Annotated in this window: 19 protein-coding genes; 9 read left to right on the top strand and 10 right to left on the bottom strand. The window is 65.9% G+C overall.

Annotated elements, in window-relative coordinates; genetic code table 11:
- Nucleotides 1–693 (top strand): HAD family hydrolase, encoded by a 693-nt coding sequence (locus ACIA48_RS26315; protein ID WP_396738631.1) that lies wholly within the window; start codon nucleotides 1–3, stop codon nucleotides 691–693.
- On the opposite strand, the gene ACIA48_RS26310 is transcribed toward ACIA48_RS26315, so the two are convergent.
- The gene (locus ACIA48_RS26310) at nucleotides 694–1,599 is read right to left on the bottom strand and encodes a transglycosylase SLT domain-containing protein (RefSeq protein WP_396739499.1); all 906 of its coding nucleotides are present in this window, start codon (nucleotides 1,597–1,599) and stop codon (nucleotides 694–696) included.
- Nucleotides 1,600–1,704: 105 nt separating this feature from the next.
- On the opposite strand from ACIA48_RS26310, the gene ACIA48_RS26305 reads away from it, so the two are divergent.
- Both ACIA48_RS26305 and ACIA48_RS26300 read left to right on the top strand, forming a co-directional pair.
- Nucleotides 1,705–2,016: a hypothetical protein gene (locus ACIA48_RS26305; RefSeq protein ID WP_396738629.1), complete on the top strand. Its 312-nt coding sequence runs from the start codon at nucleotides 1,705–1,707 to the stop codon at nucleotides 2,014–2,016.
- Nucleotides 2,013–2,588, top strand: coding sequence for a carboxymuconolactone decarboxylase family protein (locus ACIA48_RS26300; protein WP_396738627.1), 576 nt, complete (start codon nucleotides 2,013–2,015; stop codon nucleotides 2,586–2,588). The genes ACIA48_RS26305 and ACIA48_RS26300 overlap by 4 nt, the downstream gene beginning before the upstream one ends.
- Before the next feature lie 11 nt (nucleotides 2,589–2,599).
- Here ACIA48_RS26300 and ACIA48_RS26295 read toward each other — a convergent pair whose 3' ends face one another.
- A complete protein-coding gene (locus tag ACIA48_RS26295; RefSeq protein ID WP_014212640.1) occupies nucleotides 2,600–2,755 on the bottom strand; it encodes a hypothetical protein in 156 nt (51 codons plus the stop codon).
- Nucleotides 2,756–2,895: 140 nt separating this feature from the next.
- Here ACIA48_RS26295 and ACIA48_RS26290 point away from each other — a divergent pair, with 140 nt between their 5' ends.
- Nucleotides 2,896–4,176 carry an acyl-CoA dehydrogenase family protein gene (locus ACIA48_RS26290; RefSeq protein WP_396738625.1) on the top strand — a complete coding sequence of 427 codons (1,281 nt, stop codon included), beginning with the start codon at nucleotides 2,896–2,898 and terminating at the stop codon, nucleotides 4,174–4,176.
- Nucleotides 4,177–4,179: 3 nt separating this feature from the next.
- Here ACIA48_RS26290 and ACIA48_RS26285 read toward each other — a convergent pair whose 3' ends face one another.
- Nucleotides 4,180–4,920, bottom strand: a complete 741-nt coding sequence (locus tag ACIA48_RS26285) for a hypothetical protein (RefSeq protein WP_396738623.1) — start codon at nucleotides 4,918–4,920, stop codon at nucleotides 4,180–4,182.
- 113 nt (nucleotides 4,921–5,033) lie between these two features.
- A complete protein-coding gene (locus ACIA48_RS26280) occupies nucleotides 5,034–5,423 on the bottom strand; it encodes a nuclear transport factor 2 family protein (protein WP_396738621.1) in 390 nt (129 codons plus the stop codon).
- Nucleotides 5,424–5,445: 22 nt separating this feature from the next.
- On the opposite strand from ACIA48_RS26280, the gene ACIA48_RS26275 reads away from it, so the two are divergent.
- Together ACIA48_RS26275 and ACIA48_RS26270 are read left to right on the top strand one after the other, a co-directional pair.
- Nucleotides 5,446–5,637, top strand: coding sequence for a hypothetical protein (locus ACIA48_RS26275; RefSeq protein ID WP_396738619.1), 192 nt, complete (start codon nucleotides 5,446–5,448; stop codon nucleotides 5,635–5,637).
- Nucleotides 5,638–5,754: 117 nt separating this feature from the next.
- On the top strand, nucleotides 5,755–7,401 hold the full coding sequence (locus tag ACIA48_RS26270; RefSeq protein WP_396738617.1) for a hypothetical protein: 1,647 nt from the start codon (nucleotides 5,755–5,757) through the stop codon (nucleotides 7,399–7,401).
- Between the two features lie 57 nt (nucleotides 7,402–7,458).
- On the opposite strand, the gene ACIA48_RS26265 is transcribed toward ACIA48_RS26270, so the two are convergent.
- Nucleotides 7,459–8,199, bottom strand: a complete 741-nt coding sequence (locus ACIA48_RS26265) for an SDR family NAD(P)-dependent oxidoreductase (protein ID WP_396738615.1) — start codon at nucleotides 8,197–8,199, stop codon at nucleotides 7,459–7,461.
- Between the two features lie 137 nt (nucleotides 8,200–8,336).
- Here ACIA48_RS26265 and ACIA48_RS26260 point away from each other — a divergent pair, with 137 nt between their 5' ends.
- Nucleotides 8,337–9,533 carry an MFS transporter gene (locus ACIA48_RS26260; protein WP_396738614.1) on the top strand — a complete coding sequence of 399 codons (1,197 nt, stop codon included), beginning with the start codon at nucleotides 8,337–8,339 and terminating at the stop codon, nucleotides 9,531–9,533.
- On the opposite strand, the gene ACIA48_RS26255 is transcribed toward ACIA48_RS26260, so the two are convergent.
- The 4 genes from ACIA48_RS26255 to ACIA48_RS26240 are packed head-to-tail and all read right to left on the bottom strand — an operon-like array spanning nucleotide 9,505 to nucleotide 14,499.
- Nucleotides 9,505–11,136, bottom strand: a complete 1,632-nt coding sequence (locus tag ACIA48_RS26255; RefSeq protein ID WP_396738612.1) for a dipeptide ABC transporter ATP-binding protein — start codon at nucleotides 11,134–11,136, stop codon at nucleotides 9,505–9,507. The genes ACIA48_RS26260 and ACIA48_RS26255 overlap by 29 nt on opposite strands.
- Nucleotides 11,133–12,011 carry an ABC transporter permease gene (locus ACIA48_RS26250; protein WP_396738610.1) on the bottom strand — a complete coding sequence of 293 codons (879 nt, stop codon included), beginning with the start codon at nucleotides 12,009–12,011 and terminating at the stop codon, nucleotides 11,133–11,135. Before ACIA48_RS26250 ends, ACIA48_RS26255 begins: the two co-directional genes overlap by 4 nt.
- Nucleotides 12,008–12,976, bottom strand: coding sequence for an ABC transporter permease (locus ACIA48_RS26245; protein ID WP_396738608.1), 969 nt, complete (start codon nucleotides 12,974–12,976; stop codon nucleotides 12,008–12,010). The genes ACIA48_RS26250 and ACIA48_RS26245 overlap by 4 nt, the downstream gene beginning before the upstream one ends.
- Entirely contained in the window at nucleotides 12,973–14,499 is a 1,527-nt protein-coding gene (locus ACIA48_RS26240; protein ID WP_396738607.1) for an ABC transporter substrate-binding protein, read from the bottom strand. The genes ACIA48_RS26245 and ACIA48_RS26240 overlap by 4 nt, the downstream gene beginning before the upstream one ends.
- A 135-nt stretch (nucleotides 14,500–14,634) precedes the next feature.
- Between ACIA48_RS26240 and ACIA48_RS26235 the strand changes: the two genes are divergently transcribed.
- Nucleotides 14,635–15,174, top strand: a complete 540-nt coding sequence (locus ACIA48_RS26235) for a hypothetical protein (RefSeq protein WP_396738606.1) — start codon at nucleotides 14,635–14,637, stop codon at nucleotides 15,172–15,174.
- A 73-nt stretch (nucleotides 15,175–15,247) separates the two neighbouring features.
- On the top strand, nucleotides 15,248–16,309 hold the full coding sequence (locus ACIA48_RS26230; RefSeq protein WP_396739497.1) for a DUF4185 domain-containing protein: 1,062 nt from the start codon (nucleotides 15,248–15,250) through the stop codon (nucleotides 16,307–16,309).
- A gap of 2 nt (nucleotides 16,310–16,311) precedes the next feature.
- Here ACIA48_RS26230 and ACIA48_RS26225 read toward each other — a convergent pair whose 3' ends face one another.
- Entirely contained in the window at nucleotides 16,312–17,067 is a 756-nt protein-coding gene (locus ACIA48_RS26225; protein ID WP_396738605.1) for a 3-oxoacyl-ACP reductase family protein, read from the bottom strand.
- Between the last annotated feature and the right edge of the window lie 20 nt (nucleotides 17,068–17,087).

Genomic DNA, 17,087 nt, shown 5'->3' with positions numbered 1-17,087 from the left:
ATGAACGACCATTTTGATGCTGCCGTCCTCTTCGATCTGGACGGTACCCTCGTCGACTCCCAAGGGGCGGAAACGCTTGCGATGCAATGCTTCACCAGACAACTGGGAGGCACGATCCTAGCGACGGACATCGCCGACCTGGTCGCAGGTCGGCGCATGCAGGAAGCGATCGACATGCTGTGCGCGCGCATCGGCGTCGACCCACCCGCGGACGCATTGCTTCGCGTGCGCCAGCTCGCCGAGTACTTTCTGGAAAGACGTCTGCGCTGCATTCCCGGCGTCGGCGCTGCGCTCCGCCAGATCGATCACCCGAAATTCGTGGTGTCGAACTCGCCGGTCGACATGATCAACGACCGACTGTCACGTACCAAGCTGTTGCATCACTTTCCCGCAGCGCACTTTTCTGCGTACGAGTACCAAACCTGGAAGCCCGCTCCCGACCTGTACCTGGCCGCGATTCACGACCTCGGCCTCGACCCGGATGCGGCAATCGCGGTCGAAGACAGCAGGGTCGGCGTGCAGGCCGCCGTCGAGGCGGGGCTCCGGGTCTACTGGTATCAGCCGAGCTTTCACGGGGCGAACTGCTGGGTGGGCCGGGTGCGCATGTTCGGCCAGATGTCGGCGCTACCAGCGATGCTCGTCGAGGATCTGCCGCTCACAGCCCGCCGACAGCGTTCCTTGATGGTCGTTTAGCTACTGGGGATGGTCGGCAAGGTACGTCTGGACCGGGATCGGTGTCGTCGACATGTAGCCGATTGGCAGCAGGACGTCACCGGAGGTGGTGCGGTAGTAGACCTCCCAGCGGTAGTACCCGGCGAACGCGCCAGGGTCGGCCGCCAACACTCCGGCATAGTCGTGAACCGCACGCACGTATCGATCCGAGTTGTTGTACCGGAAGATGGCGTTGTCGGGATCGCCGGCGAAGTTGTTGGCGGCGAGGTAACGCCCCGCGGCCATGATGCTGTCCCGAAGTGAATGGATGTCACCGCCGTCGCCGTAGGCCTCGAAGGTGGAGGGAAGAAACTGCATCGGGCCTTGCGCACCGGCCGTGCTGGTGCCTTCGATGCTGCCGAAGCGGGTCTCGATGAGATGGACCGCGGCCAGATAGTTCCAGGGGACGCCGGTCGCCGCCTCGGCTTCGCGATAGTGGCCCATCAACACGTCTGCCGGAGCGGGCGGGACGATCCGCCACGCAGGCACGGTGTCTTTCACTTCGGTCATCGGGTACAGCTGACGGCGGGCGTCGACGTTGAGGTCGTAGGTCGACCCGAGCTCCGGTGGAATTCGAGGGCGGATGACCGGATCCCAGTCGGGAGTACGCCCGATCGCCCGATACGCCGCCTGTTGGCGACGCGCCGCGGCGGTGAGCGCCGGTTCCGGCGTCGACGGGTCGCGCAGCGCTCGCTCGTCGGCGATCAGCTCGTCGGCCAGCTGCACTGGATCGGACGAGATCACCGGTTGCGCGCCGACGGGTGCCGCAGGCGGTCCCGGGGAGGTCGGCTGGTCCATCGTCTGTGCGGGGACGCTATCGGGTGCGGACGTCGGGGCAGGTGACGGCTCCGACGGGGTGTTCTGTGTACAGCCTGCGAGGACGCACATGGCGGCGGCAAAGCTGAGCAACGCGCGTAGATGGTGTCCGCTCACCGTGTGAGTCTGTCGTATCGGTTCGTCCTCGGATCGGAAATTCCTGACAGACTGCTAATGATGACCGATATCTCCCGGCTGCACCGCGAGCTCGTCGCCCGCGTCCTCGGTGGTGGCGGGACAGCATCAGCGGAGTTGCGCCGCGCCGCCTTTGAGGCTGCAGGTCTGGACGAGCCGTTGCACACCCTGGTCGACAAGGTGTGTCACCACGCCCAGCGGGTCAGCGACGACGACATCGCCGCCGCGCGCGCCGCAGGGCTGAGCGAGGACCAGATCTACGAGGTCGTCGTGTGCGCCGCGATCGGGCAGGCGGACCGCCAGTACAGCGATGCCCTCGTGGCGTTGGCCGCCGCCACCGGGGGAGCGAAATGAGGCTGCGAATCCTGGACCACGGCCACCGCCTGCCGACGAAAGCCCTGCTCAGCGTCATCCGGGTGGTCAGCGGGCATCCGGTGGTCGACGCCGTCAAGCTGGCGTTTTACCGTCCCGACTTCTATGGTGCCGGGGCCCTCACCCACGAGGCGATGCGCGGGCCGTCGGAGTGGTCGGTCGGCGACCGGGAGCTGATGGCCGCGTTCGTCGCGCAGACCGTCGAGAGCCCGTTCTGCATCGCCGCGCACTCAGCCACATCGACCCTGTGGTTCGGCGATGCCGCGAAAGTCAGTGCCACGCTTGCGGATCTGGACACGGCGCCGATCGAGGAGCCGATGCGGGCCACGCTCCGGATGCTGGGCAAGGTTGCTTCGGAGCAGACAGTAGATGCTGACGACATGAGGGCCGTGCTGGCCGCCGGTGTCACTCCGGCACAGATCGAAGACGCCCTGGCCGTCAGCCTGGTCTTCGGCATCACCGCCCGGCTGGCGAATGCGTTCGACTTCGATCTGGCGACGCCGGCCGCCATGAATGCCGGCGCCAAGCACCTCCTTCGTCGCGGATATCGGTAAGCGCTGCTGCGCTAAAACCAGACTTTTCGGCCGCCGACCGGGCGGCCGACCGCGCCGAGAATCCACAGCACGACACCGACCACGATGAGGATCGCGCCGATGGTGTAGAGGATCGAAAGGCTGGTGAAATAGCCGATCAACAGCAGGATGATGCCGAGGATAATCATGGTCAAACTCTTCTCTTGTGGTAACGCGATGGATCCTGGGGACACCTGACTTGCCGGTTCTGACGCATCCGAAACATTTGCGAATCGGGCCCGTGACACACTGACCTCGGCGCCACCGGACAGCCGTCGAGGAGATGTGAATGGCTTGGGATTTCAGCACCGAACCGGAGTTTCAGCGCAAGCTCGACTGGGTCAAGCAATTCTGTGAGGAGAAGGTCGAACCGCTCGACCACGTCTTTCCGCACGCGGTGCGCCTGCCTGATCCCGCGGTGAAAGCCTATGTGCGCGAACTGCAACAAGAAGTCAAGGACCAGGGCCTGTGGGCGATCTTCCTCGACGAGGAACTCGGCGGCCCCGGTTTCGGTCAGCTGAAGCTCGGATTGCTCAACGAGGTCATCGGGCGTTATGCCGGAGCGCCGCACATGTTCGGTGCCTCCGCGCCCGACACGGGCAACATGGAGATGCTCGCCGCCTACGGGACCGACGAACAGAAGGAGCGGTGGCTCAAACCGCTGCTCAATCAGGACATCTTCTCGGCCTACTCGATGACCGAACCGCAGGGCGGCAGCGACCCCAACCTGTTTCGGACCACCGCCGTCCGCTACGGCGACGAATGGGTCATCAACGGCGAGAAGTGGTTCACCTCAGCCGGCCGCGTGGCCGACATCCTGTTCGTGATGTGCACCAACGGTATGTTCGTCGTGCCCCGCGAGACGCCCGGCGTGGAGATCATGCCCGAGCCCCGCAACCACAACCACATCATCTACCGCGATGTGCGCGTGCCGCTGGACCACCTGCTCGGACCCGAAGACGGCGCAAAGACGTTGGCGCAGAGGCGTCTTGGCGGCGGCCGCATCCACCACGCAATGCGCACGATCGCCCAGTGCAACCTCGCGTTCGACATGATGTGCGAGCGGGCGTTGTCCCGTGAGTCGCACGGCAAGCTCATCTCCGACCACCAGATGGTGCAGGAGAAGATCGCCGAGTCCTACGCGATGATCAAGATGCTGCGGCTGTTCGTCCTCGAGACGGCGTGGAAGATCGACAACACCTCCACTCAAGAGGCGCGCACCGAGATCGCCGCCGTGAAGTTCACGATGGCCAAGACGCTGCGCGAGGTGTCGTTCAACGCGCTCCACATCCTCGGATCGCTGGGCACCACCGACCTCACCCCGATCCAGGCCATGTACGCGGCCGCGCCCACGATGGGCATCGCCGACGGCGTGGACGAGGTGCACAAGGCGACCGTCGCCCGCCGCGTGCTGGGCGGGTACACCCGTCACGAAGGCAACTTCCCGACCGAGTTCCTGCCCTACAAGCGGGAAGAGGCGCGCAAGAAGATGCAACCGCTGCTGGACGCGCGTCCGGAACTGGCCGCCGCGGCCGAGGCCTACCAGAAGTACCTGGGCCGCCGTCGCTGACGCCTAACCGCCGGTTCGGACGTTGAACGGTAACCGCGCCGTTCCCAACTGGTTCAGCGATCCGTCGGCGTTCATCGCGTACGCCGCGACGCCGCCCTCGCCGTCAATCATCGACGGATCGAGCGTTAGGCGATAGCGCAGCGTGACGGTCTTGCCCTTCGGGAATTCCTGGACGTTCTCGTATCCGCCCATGAAATCCGTGCCCGTGCCCGCGGCCGGGTGTTCCAGCGGAATCCAGCTGCCGGTGGCCGGATCGAAGTAGTCGATGGTGCCTTTCGCGATAGGGATGCCTTCGGGGACGCAACTGCAATTCTCCAGCACCACAACGACACCCACCGACGGATATGAGACCGGCGAGGCGTTGCACAGGCTCACCTCGAATTCGACCGGCGCCGCGCCGGGAGTGACGGTGCCCGACGGGATGCCGCTGACCGAGACGTCGATCTGGTCGGTCTCAGACACCGCATCGTAGATTTCGACAGTCGGCACGGGCCTGTCCGCCGGGTTGACGGCGCAATCACTGGCCGGTGTCGCCGTCGGCGCGCTCGTGGCGGTCGGCGACGCCTGAGGTGCCGTCGTGGCCGGCGCGGTCACGGTGGTCGTGACCGTTGCCGTCGCAGGCGTATTGGACGTGGTTGTGCCGTCGCCGGTATCGGTCGTACTCGTCGAGCACGCGGCGAGCGAGAACGCGGCGGCGAGTGCGGCCGTCGCGAACAAGGCGCGTGTGGGTGGTTTCGCTGTCATCGCGTGTCCTTGTGTCTGCTTGGCGTGCCGCGCGCAGGACTGCACGCGGTCGTTGCGACAAGTGAATATCGGCGCAGCGCCTACCGATCCCAATTTCGGCAGGCTGCGCAGGACTACCGCGCGAGGGCACCGACGAGAAGTTGCGTATCTGGCTGGATGGTCTCTTCGGCCAGCTTTCCCCACCTGATGCGGGCGAATTGCACGGCGCGATAGACCAACTCGCCGTCCTGCGTGGCGTTGTAACGGGTCGCGACCCTGGTGGACCATGGGCCGCCCTGCACGATCACGTCCTCGGGTTCGAAACGCAGGCGCGGGAAGCGTACGAACAGGGCACGCAGCCAGGCGCGTAGCGCTTCGGGCCCGCGAAGGTCCACCGCCAGCTCGTGATCGCCGAGGAACACGAAATGCACGTCGTCGGTGAGCGGCAGATCGTCGACCCGATGATCGGACAGGCGCTGCCACCCGGCCTGCGCCGCCCTACGCACGAGACTTCGATAGATCATGGGAGAACCGTAGGGTGAAGTCATGCGGATCGCCATCATCGTGCTGGGACTTCTCGTCGCCTTCTTCGGGATCGTGTTCACTCTGCAGGGCTTCGGCGTCATCGTGAGTGACAGTCCGATGACAAACACCACCACCTGGTCGATCCTCGGACCGATCATCGCGATCATCGGTATCGCGCTGGCTGTCTCCGCTGCCCGCCGTCGCCGTCCCTAGGGTTTCTTCGGTCTGTGTGTAACACCTCGGTGGGGCTAGCGATGAACCATCTGAGGCTGGAGCATCGACCGCTCCCGGTCCAGGCAAATCGTCGGGGGAATGAAGGAGTCGATAAACGTGGGTGCACCCCTCGAATTTTGCTCGAAGCGGGGCGTCGTCGCTGTTCTGGCGACCGGCGTCGTGATTTCGTTGACTGCGCTGACCGGGGGAATGGCCCCGGCGATCGCCGCGCCTGGCGACGACAGCGGGGCGACCACCACCGTGGTTGCCCCAGCACCTGAGGTTTCGGCGCCCGAGCCCGTCGAGGTGGCCCCGCAGGCCCCCGCCGAGGCGCCGGCGCCGGTGGTGCCGCAAGTCCCGCAGACCCAGGCACCGCAGACCCAGGAAGCTCCCGCGCCCGCCGAGGTCGAGTCGACGCCTGAGCCGCAGGCCCCGGTGGAAGCACCCTCGCCCACGGTTGCTCCGCCGGTCACGACTGTCGCGCCGGCCGAGCCGAGCGAGGCTGACGTCACGACGGCCTCGCAGGCCCCCATCACGCCCGCGCCGGGCACCTCAACGCCCGAATCGTCGTCCGAGGCCACTACGGCGGCTGAGTCGCCTGCCTCGTCGACCACGGCCACCACCGCGAGCGAGTCGGCGTCCACGCCGTCATCGGAGGCCCAGGAATCGGGCACGGAAACCAGCGCAACGACGTCGACTTCGGAGCCCAGTGGCACCGAAACCTCGACGAGTGAGTCGGCCGAAGCGACCGAGTCCGAGACGAGCGGCAACGAGTCCGAGACACCGACGGTGTCCATCTCGCAGACCGCCAAGGACATCGAGACCGTCGAGCCCCAGCAGCTCGACGCTCCCGCCGAGGACGTCCAACTCGCGAGCAAGACGGCGCCGGTCGACGAGAAGATTCCTGCCGCGGCACCCGAGCCGGAGCTCGCGTCGTTCTCGAACGAGATCTCGACGAGCTTGAAGCTCCCGGGCCTCGACGTGAACACGAGCGCGACAACGAACTTCGCCATCGACCCGCCGGTCGAACTGGTCAGCCCGGTGCGGCAGTGGCGCCCGGACTGGGTGCAGTACGACGAGTACTACCGACCGATCATCCTCAACCCGTACCGGCAGCCGGTTCGCATCGTCTACATGTACGAGATGACGCCGCGGATCATGGTGGTTCCGCCGCTGGGCCGGATGATGTTCGAGGCGGCGCAGTACGCGGCGTACAGCTTCACCGCGGCGCTGCTGGCCCCGGTCGTCGCCGCGGCGAACGTCGCGCAGACGCTCACCAACATTGCGGTGGGGAGCTTCTTCGGTGGCGGCTACTACCCAGGTGTCGGGATGCCTCCGCCACCGCCCCCGCCGCCGGTGATGCGGTACGACAACGTGCCCGTGTTCGTGAACTACTCGAACGCACGGTACGAGCCGTTCCGTGTCAACCGCATCGTCGATGTCGGCGATGACCCGCAGTTCGGTGAGCGCAAGGTGCTACTCGACGGTGTGACGCCGGCGTGGGGCGTCTGGAACCAGTCATCTAGTGGTGAACGGCAATTCGAGGTGCACCGGACCCAGCAGTTCCCGGGTCTCGAAGCGCCCGCCGAGGGTCCGCTGCCGGGTGACTACCGCCTGCGGCTGGCGTCCGACGACACGTCGACGGGCGGCCTGTCCGGCCGGGACATCTTCCTGATGGTGTCGGCCGGTGTCATCGGCACGCTGGGCTTCGGCGCGATCGGATTGGCCTGGTTCCTCGGCCGTCGCCGCAACCAAGGGATCTAGAGTCCGCTCGCTGACCCGGTGCCCTCGCACCGGGTCAGCTTGCGTGAGGGCGCCGGTTCAGCCGGCGCCCTTTCCGTTGTCGATCCGGTACACCGCACCGTGGATCGCGGCGGCGTCGTCACTGGCGAGGAATGCAATCGCCTTCGCGACGTCCGACGGTTCCATGAACCCGCGCGGGGATGCGATGCGCATGATCAGGTCCCAGTCGGCGTTCTCGGGTGCGGTGAACTCGGTCGCCTGCGGAGTCGGCATGCCACCGGGGCAGAGCGCGTTGACCCGGATACTCGACTTGGTGAACTCGACGGCCAGCGCGCGGGTGAGCCCGACCAGTCCGTGCTTGGCCGCGCAGTAGCCCGCCGAATAGACCTCGCCCTCCACACCCGCGATGGAGGTGACGTTGACGATGTTGCCGCTGCTCTCCAGGAGGTGGGGCAGCGCGGCGCGGCAGAGGTAGAAGGGGCCGTTGAGGTTCACCGCGAGATCGAGGTCCCACTCTTCGTCGGTCATCGTGGTCGTGTGGCGCATCTGGTGGAAGCCCGCGACGTTGACCAGCACGTCGAGCCGGCCGAACTCCGCGACGGTTTGGGCGACAGCGTCCTTGCACGCATCGGCCGATGAGATGTCGACCGAGGCGTACTTGCCGCCGGGCACCGTCTCGAACACCGACGCCATCTCGTCGGCCCGGCGAGCGATTCCGAAGACCTTCGCGCCCCGCTCCGCGAAAACCTGCGCCACGACGGCGCCCAATCCTGACGAGACGCCGGTGATCAATGCGACCTTGCCGCTGAGCTGAGTCATGATCGACACCTTCTCATGGCTCACGAGCACGGCGGATCGGGGAGCGGCTCCGAGCGGTACGGCGCTGGCCTACACCCTGACTGTCGTGTCGGTTTCTCGCCAGCGTTCTCGTTGCCGTCCTCCCTACCGTTGCGCATGTGAAATCCGAATCAGCTGCAGTGCCTACCACCTCGCTCACGGCATTCACCGTATGGTTCATGGCCGTTGCCGCGGCTTTGGGAACCGCGAGCATGTACCCGCTGCAGCCCGCCGTGAGCCCGATAGCCGATGCCCTGCACGCCTCGCTGCCAGCGGTCGGAGCCTCATTGGCATGGGGACCAGTTGGTTATCTGTTGGGGCTGGCGTTGCTGGTACCACTCATCGACCAATATCGGCCTCGACGCGTGCTCAGCATCCAGTTCGCAGCATTGGGTGCCGCCCTTGCTCTCAACGCTGCGGTCACCACTTTGTGGGGGTTTGCAATTCTCGCGGTCGTTGTCGGTGCAGGGTCAGCCGTAGGCGCTCAACTGAGTTCGGCAGCCGGCCGCCTCGCCGATCAACGCCGGCGAGCAACCGTTCTGGGTATCGTCACCGCGGGGATTTCAGCAGGCATAATCATCGGCCGTATCCTCGGGGGATATCTCGCTGACCAAATCGGTTGGCGGCCAATGCTGATCGTATTCGCCACCGCCTGCTTCATCATCGCGTCGGTAACCCGCTACGTCCTCCCTGACGTCTCGGCGAGCTCGACGACGGGTTACCTCGAGACGCTTCGTGGACTTCCAGGGCTTTACCGGAAACACGCCGTGCTGCGATTGGCCGGATGCCGAGGTGCGCTGTGGTTCTTCGCATTCTGCGCGTTGTGGGCTGGTCTTGCCGTCGCACTATCGCTGCCGCCGTACTCGTACTCTCCAGAGCGTATCGGCGGCTATGCGATAGCGGGCCTGTCAGGGATCTTCGCCACACGAATCGCTGGTCACTGGACGGACCGCGTCGGCGCTCGACCGGTCGTCCTGGCGGGACTGGTGGTGGCTGCAGCGGCCGCCTTGGCGCTGGCGGCACTACTGCCGATCACGCCGCTTGCATTCGCATGCCTCGCATTGTTCGACGCGGGACTTTTCGCCGCGCAGGTCGCCAACCAATCGACAGTCCTGGCGATCAATCCATCCGCGCCAGCCCAGTTCAATAGCGCATACATGGTCGTGTATTTCATTGGCGGCAGCCTCGGAACTGCGTGCGGCGCGGCCGCCGCAAGCGCCACTGGATGGCCCATGACTGCGATCGCTGCCGCCGCCACCATCTGTGGGGCCGCCGTCCTCACCGCTGTCACCCGCAGCCTGGCTCGACACTGCTGAAAGGTCGCTCCGGAGGAACAGCAGCGAGCAGCTTGCGGGTGTAGTCATGTTCGGGGGAAGCGAACAAGTCGGCGGCAGGACGGTACTCGACCGCCGCACCGTCGCGCATGACCAGCACGTCGTGGCTAACCTGCTGAACCACCGCGAGATCGTGGGCGATGAACAAATACGTCAGGCCCATATCGCGCTGCAATGTCGCGAGCAGATCGAGCACCCGCGCCTGTACCGAAACATCCAGCGACGCAGTGGCTTCGTCGAGGATGAGTAACTCGGGCTCGCCCGCCAGCGCACGCGCGATGCTCACCCGTTGGCGCTCACCGCCCGACAGTTCGTGCGGGTATCGGGACGCGAACGTCGTTGGCAGCCCGACGATTTCGAGCAACTCGTCAACCCGCGAACGACGCGCGCCCTTGCCGTCCACCACTCGGTGCACCCGCAGCGGCTCCTCGATCGCCGTACCGACCAGGCCACGAGGATTGAGTGTCGAGAAGGGATCCTGGAAGACCAGACTGATTCGCCTGCGAAGCGCCTTCTCCGCGGATCTCCGGACCCCGAAGACGTCGGCATCTACCAGCTTCGCCGAGCCCGCATCGGGAATGACGAGGCCCGCGAGGGCGGCGGCCACCGTCGACTTACCGGAACCCGATTCACCGACGAGGCCGAGAGTCGTGCCGCGCCTTATCTGAAACGACAGGCCCTTCACCGCATGGACGACCGACGTTCCTACCGGTGTGCTCACGTTGAAACGTACGTCGAGGCCGTCGACGTCGAGCAATGTCTCTGCGTCGGACGGGGGCGTCGGGGGACCTTCGGCGCCGACGACCGGGCGAGCCTGCAGCAGTTCGCGGGTGTACGGGTGCCGTGGGCGATCGAACACATCGAGAACCGGCGCCTGCTCGACGGCATGGCCGTCCTGCAGGACCGTGACGTCGTCGGCGATCTGGCCGATCACGCCGAGGTCGTGGCTGATCCACACCACGGCGGTGCCGAAGTCGCGCTGCAGATTCCGGACGAGTTCGACGATCTGGGCCTGTGTCGTGACGTCCAGCGCCGTGGTCGGTTCGTCGGCGACCAACAGTTCCGGGTCGCAGGCCATCGCGATGGCAACCATCACGCGCTGCTTCTGTCCACCCGACAGCTGGTGCGGGTAGGCATGGAGACGTGTTTCGGGGTCGGGGAGCCCAACGGCCTCCAGCAGTTCGAACGCGCGGTCGCGCGCCTGTCGACGCGTCATACGACGATGCGTCTCAAGCGATTCAGTGATCTGCCGTTCGATAGTGAGCAGGGGATTGAGCGACGTCCCGGGATCCTGGAAAACGAAGCCGATCCGGCCGCCGTGCACGCTGCGCAACACCCGGTCGGACGCGCCGGTGAGCTGGACGTCATCTGGTTCGCCGGCGAGGGTGCTCGTTCCGGACACCGACGCGCCCGGTGCGTCCAACAGACCGGTCGCCGCCAGCACCGACATCGTCTTGCCCGATCCGGACTCGCCGACGATGCCGAGCGTCTGTTCGGGCGCCACGTCAAACGAGATGCCGTGCACGATCTCGCGCTTGCCGATGCGCACCCGCAGATCGCGCACACTCAGCGCCGGGCACTTCACTGCTTTCTCCGGGCTTCGATCATGGTGCGCTGCTTGGGATCCAGTACATCGCGCAGGCCGTCGCCCACCAGGTTGAACGCCAGCACAGTCACCAAGATGGTGGCGCCGGGAAAGACCGCCATCCACCACGCCATCGTCACGAAGCCCTGCGAGTCGAAGATCATCCGGCCCAGCGACGGCTGCGGTGGCTGGATCCCAAGCCCCAGGAACGACAGCGCCGCCTCGGACAGGATCGCGAACGCCAGCGACACCGACGTCTGCACCACCAGTGGTCCGGCGATGTTCGGCACGATGTGCCTGCCGAGGATGTAGAGATGGCCGGTGCCCATGCTGCGCGACACCGAAACATACGGTTCGACACGCACACTCAGCGTGCTCGCACGAGCGACGCGGGCGAAGATCGGCGTGTAGACGATGCCGATCGCCAAAATCGTGGTCGTTGTCCCGGGCCCGAGGATCGCGACCACCGCGAGCGCCAACAGCAGCACCGGGAACGCGAACATGACGTCGACGACCCGCATGAAGATCGTGTCCAGCCAGCCGCCGCGGTAGCCGGAGACGACGCCGATCGTCACGCCGACGACAACGGCGAACGCCACGCTGATGACCGCCACCCGCAGCGATGCCTGCGTCGCAACGAGCACGCGAGAGAACACGTCGCGGCCCAGCTCGTCGGTGCCGAACCAGTGCGCGTGGCTGGGACCCTGCAGCGCGTCCGGCACGTTGACGTCGTTGACCCCAAACGGCGCAATCCAATTTGCGGTCAGCGCGACGATCGCGATGACGACGAGGATCGCCCCGCTGACGACCGTGACGGGGTTGCTCAGCAGCAGGCGCCACGACGACACTCGGGTATTCGTTTCGGCGGTGGTCATGACAGCCGGATCCTCGGGTCGACGATCGCGTACAGGGCATCCACGATCAGGTTGATGAGCAGGAACAGCGCGGCGATCAGCAACACGGCGCCCTGGATCACGGGATAATCCCTTGTCGCCACGGCGTTGTAAACGAGACGGCCGAGACCCGGCCACGCGAACACCACCTCGACGACGATGACGCCGCCGAGGATCGTCGCGAGCTGGATACCAGTGATCGTGAGCACCGGGATGAGCGCATTGCGCACGGTGTGGCGGAACGTCACCACCCGTGGCGACAGCCCCTTCGAGCGTGCGGTGCGGACGTAACCCATCGAGGCGACCTCGAGCACCGCCGAGCGCACATACCGCGTCATGATCGCCCCCGCGACGACCCCCACCGTCAGCGCGGGCAGGACGACGTGGCGCAACCAGCCACCCGGATTGTCCAGCAGCGGTTGATAACCCGACGTCGGAAGCCAGCCGAGCGTCGTCGCGAAAAGTGCGATCAGCAGGATGCCCATCCAGAAGTCCGGCACCGAAACCCCGAACTGGCTGGCGACCCGGATGAGTGCATCGCTGATGCGGCCCTCGTGCAGTGCCGACCAAATGCCGGCAGGCAGTGCGATCAGCAACGCGATGACGATGCCGACCACGGCCAGCGACACCGTCGCGGGCAGTCGCTCCAGCAGGATCACCGTCACCGGATCGCCGTTGCGGAAACTGACGCCGAGGTCTCCGGTCAGCGCGTTGCCGATATAGCTGACGAACTGCTCGACGATGGGCTTGTCCAGACCGCTAGCCGACCGCAACGCCTCGTACGCCTCTGGGCTGTAGCGCGTGCCCAACGCGATGCGCACGGGATCTCCGGGCACGAGGTGCACCAACGCGAATACGACGACGAGGACGCCCAGCATCACGACCGCCGAGTACGCCAGGCGTCGCGCCAAGAAGCGCGCAATTGGATGAGTCACCAAGCGGGTCACTGTGTCTGGCCTTGGTCGAGTTCGACACCGCGGAACCGGACCGCGCCGTCGCGACGCGATTCGAAGCCGGAGACAGCGGTGCTCCACGCTTGGATCACCGATGGGTTGTAAAGGTAGATGTAGCTCACCTCGTCGGCGATCCGGGTCGCCGCGCGGGCGTACACCTCGCCCCGCGCTTCACGATTCGTCTCGACCCGTCCCGCGTCGAGGAGTTGGTCGACCTCCGGATCGGAAAACTTCTGCGCGTTGCTCGTGCCGCCGGTGTGGTGCTGCGCGTAGTAGAAGTCGTCGGGATCGATGTTGCCGAGCCAGCCCATCATGAGCATGTCGAAGTTGCCGGTGTTCTGTTCGTCCAGCCAGGTGGCGAAATCGACCGTACGGATGTTCACCGTGATGCCAAGTGGTGCAATGTTATCCGCGATGACCTGGGCGGCCGTCACCGTCTCCGGGTACTCGCTGGTCACCAGCATGTCGAGATCGGTGTCCGTGATCCCGGCCTCCTGCAGGAGGCTTGTGGCCTTGTCGACGTCGTAGTCGTACCGGTGGTAGTCGGTGTACCACGGATTGCCTTTGGGGATCGCGAGCTGGTTCGCCGCGGCGGTCCCGTAACTCGTGGCCGCGACGATCGCGTTGCGGTCGATGCTGTACGCGATGGCCTGCCGCACCCGCACGTCGTTCCACGGTTCACGCGCCTCGTTGAGCGCGAGATACCAATAGTCGTTGCTCGCGGTGACCGCCAGGTTCAGCGTGTCGTCGTCGCGCAGTTGCGCCACTCGCTGCGGCGGGATCGAGTCCGTCCAGTCGACTTCACCGGCCTGCAGCGCCGACAGCGCCGTCGTCGGCTCCGAGATGAAGCGGAACGTCACACCCGAGACCTTGGGCGGCCCACCCCAGTACGACGGGTTCGCCGTGAGGGTGATGGAATCGCCGCTTTTTTGCCCGCTGAACGAGAAGGGGCCCGTGCCGATCGGATGTGTGGCGATCTGACCGCTTTCCACATTGCGGCGTTGCACGATTGCCATGCCCTTGAACCCACCAATGTTCGTCAGCAGGTTCGGCGTCGGCTGTTTGAGACGGATGACGACGGTCTTCGGGTCGGGTGCGCTGACATCGACAACGGCGCTGAACTTGTCGACGTTCGTCAGCTGCTCGTCGATGATGCGGCGGAATGAGTACACGACGTCGTCGGCGCTGAACGGGCTCCCGTCGTGAAACGCGACACCCGGCCGCAGCCGGAAGGTCCAGCTGAGCTGGTCAGGGCTGACGGTCCACGACTCGGCCAGTGCGGGTCGCATCTCGAGGTCGGCATCGGGTTCGACGAGTGTGTCGAAGACGTTCTCGAGGACCTCGAAGGAGAAGTAGGCGCTGGTCTTGTGCGGGTCGAGCTGGTCGGGTTCGCCCGCGATCGCGGCGATGAGGTTGCCCGACGACTCGCCGCCGAGGTCGACGCGCTGGCCGGTCGAGCACGCAGTCGGACCGCACAACAGGGCGACGACAGCGACCAATGCCGCCAGTCGTCTCATCGCCATCACCCCGAACGCATCTACCCGCTGCGCGCGGGACTTGAAACGCCGGGCGTGGTCAAAGGGGTGACGGACCAGCCTGTGCACTGGAATACTGCACGGGATTCAACGTCTGTTGCCGAAGGGGTGCACATCGTGAGGTTCATCCAGGGGCTTGTCGTGGCCCTCCTCGGGATTGCCACCGCACTCGGAGTCGCTGGACCGGCGGATGCGCAGGGCCCGGCCGCCAGGGCGCCGGGTACGCCGGAAGGCGTCTATGACGTCAACATCGACGGGCAGGCGCAGACCACATGGGAGATCTGGCCGATTTGCGTGCCGACCGTCGGCGACCTGCGTGAGCCCCTGCTGTTGCCGGTCGCGTGCACGCTGAAGGTGGGACCGTCCAATATGGCCGGCCGGGATGCGCGCATGGTCGACGGCATGTGGCAGATGGTCTACAACGACAACACGGGTCGGACCTGTCCCGATGGCAGCAAGGCCCCGCAGCAGACGATCTTCCGCTTCGACGGGTATTCGTTGACCGGCGAGATGAAGGTCATAACCGGCGATGAGTGCGGCACTGAGCCCGCGATGGTCGTTGCGCCGCTCACCATGAAGTTCAACCGGCCGCTGGGGATACCCGTCACCCAGTACCCGCTGCAGTGTGAGCCGGGTGGCCTGCGCCGCTGCTTCTGAGTTGCCTGGCGACTCCTCGATCGGACGGCAGGCGGGCCAAGGTCTCGGAGCCCGCCGGCGGGCGGCAGTTCCACTGCTCAACGGGAAGGTCGTCGACCTGACCGGTCCCGGGCTCACCGAGCGCTGGGGCGTCACGTGCACCGATCTCGGGGCGTCGGTCCTGGCACCCAACGGAAAGCTGGTGTCCGTATTCGGTGACACCTTCTCCGGTCACAAGGTCGGCGAGGGCGACTGGCGCTCACCCGTCGTGCTGATCGGAACCGGCGACGCCGACCACGAAATCGTGTACGAACGGGCGGGCGGTGCTGACCCTGACTACGCCCGTCAGCTGTGGCACTACCTGCATGACGATGCGTCCACTGGTTGGAGCCGTAGCGGCATCAGCACCGTGATCCCTTCCGATCTGCTGCGCGTCGACGACTCGATCTATCTGCACGTCATCGTCAACCGCGGCTTCGGCACCGTCGTCTGGACCGAGATCTGGCGTTCCGACGACTGCGGGATCTCGTGGGCGAACATGGGGAGCGAGGCGACGTTTCCCGCCGCGCTGCACGGCGGTCATGCGCAGTGCTGGTCGTGGGACTTCGACCCCGACGACGGCTGGGTTTATGTGGTGGCGACGGGTTTTCAGCGCGACAAGGGCATCATCCTGATGCGCGTGCGGCCCGAGAACATCGGGGAGCGTTCGCGATATGCGAGTTGGGGCTTCGCACGCGGACATTGGGGTTGGGGCAACGTGGCCACGCCGATCACCCCGCCCCGCGAGAAGTGGGGAGAGCTGACGTTCCGGCGGATGGCGCGGGGCAAGTGGATCCTCGGCGGGTTTCTCGCGTCGGAGTACGCGCTGGGCTACCGGGTCGTCGAATCGCCGGTTGCCAATATGCATACGACGCCGCTGCAGACGCCGGTGCTCGGCTCCGAGTGGCACGGGGAGAACCATATGAAGAATCACGTCGCGCAGCTGTACGGCGGTTACGTGCTGCCCGCTTCGCGGTTCGACATCGAAGGCGGTGTGGGACTGGTGGTCTCGCAGTGGAACACCACGCAGGGCTGGCCGTATCGGGCGATGCAGTTCAAGGCCGCGCTGCGAGATACGACGAGGACGGCGGACCCGTCGGATCCGATCAATCTGTAGGGCTAGACGGTGAACCCGCCGTCGACGTTCCAGTGCGCACCGGTGATGTATCCGGTGTCGGGCCCCGCCAGATAGCTGACCACGCCGGCGATGTCACTGGGCTGACCGTAGCGGCCGCCGGCCATGACTTTCTTTGCCATTTCGGCGAATTCGCCTTGGTCGGGGTTCATGTCGGTGTTGACGGGGCCGGGCTGGATGTTGTTGACGGTGATGCCGCTCGGGCCGAGGTCGCGCGCCAGGCCACGGGTCAATCCCGCGACGGCGGCCTTCGTCATCGCGTATACGGCCAGGCCGGGTCCCGGCACCTTGTCGGCGTTGATGCTGCCGATGTTGATGATGCGTCCGCCCTCGCGGAGGTGCGCGAGCGCAGCTTGGATCGCGACGAATACGCCGCGGATGTTGATGGCGACGATCTTCTCGAACTGGTCTGCCGGGAAGGTCGCGGCGTCGCCCAAGATCGCGATGCCGGCGTTGTTGACGAGGATGTCGAGGCCGCCGAGCTTCGCGACGGTTTCCTCGACTGAGCGGGTGACTTGTTCGGGGTCGGCGGCGTCGGCCTGGATCGCGACGACCGTCGCGCCGTCGGCGGCGACTTCACCGGCCAGCTTCTCGGCCTCGGCTTGAGAGGCGCCGTAAGTGAATGCGACGGCGGCTCCGTCGGCGGCCAGCCGTCGCACGATCTCCGCACCGATGCCGCGGGAGGCTCCGGTGACCAGTGCCCGTCGTCCTGCGAGTGGCTTACCGCTTGCTGATGTCATGGCGGTGATAATGCCGCAGC

The organism is Mycobacterium sp. NPDC051804 (genome assembly GCF_044452905.1).
Lineage (GTDB): Bacteria > Actinomycetota > Actinomycetes > Mycobacteriales > Mycobacteriaceae > Mycobacterium.
Note: the sequence above shows the minus strand (reverse complement) of the source record. Positions and strands in the feature narration are given on the sequence as shown.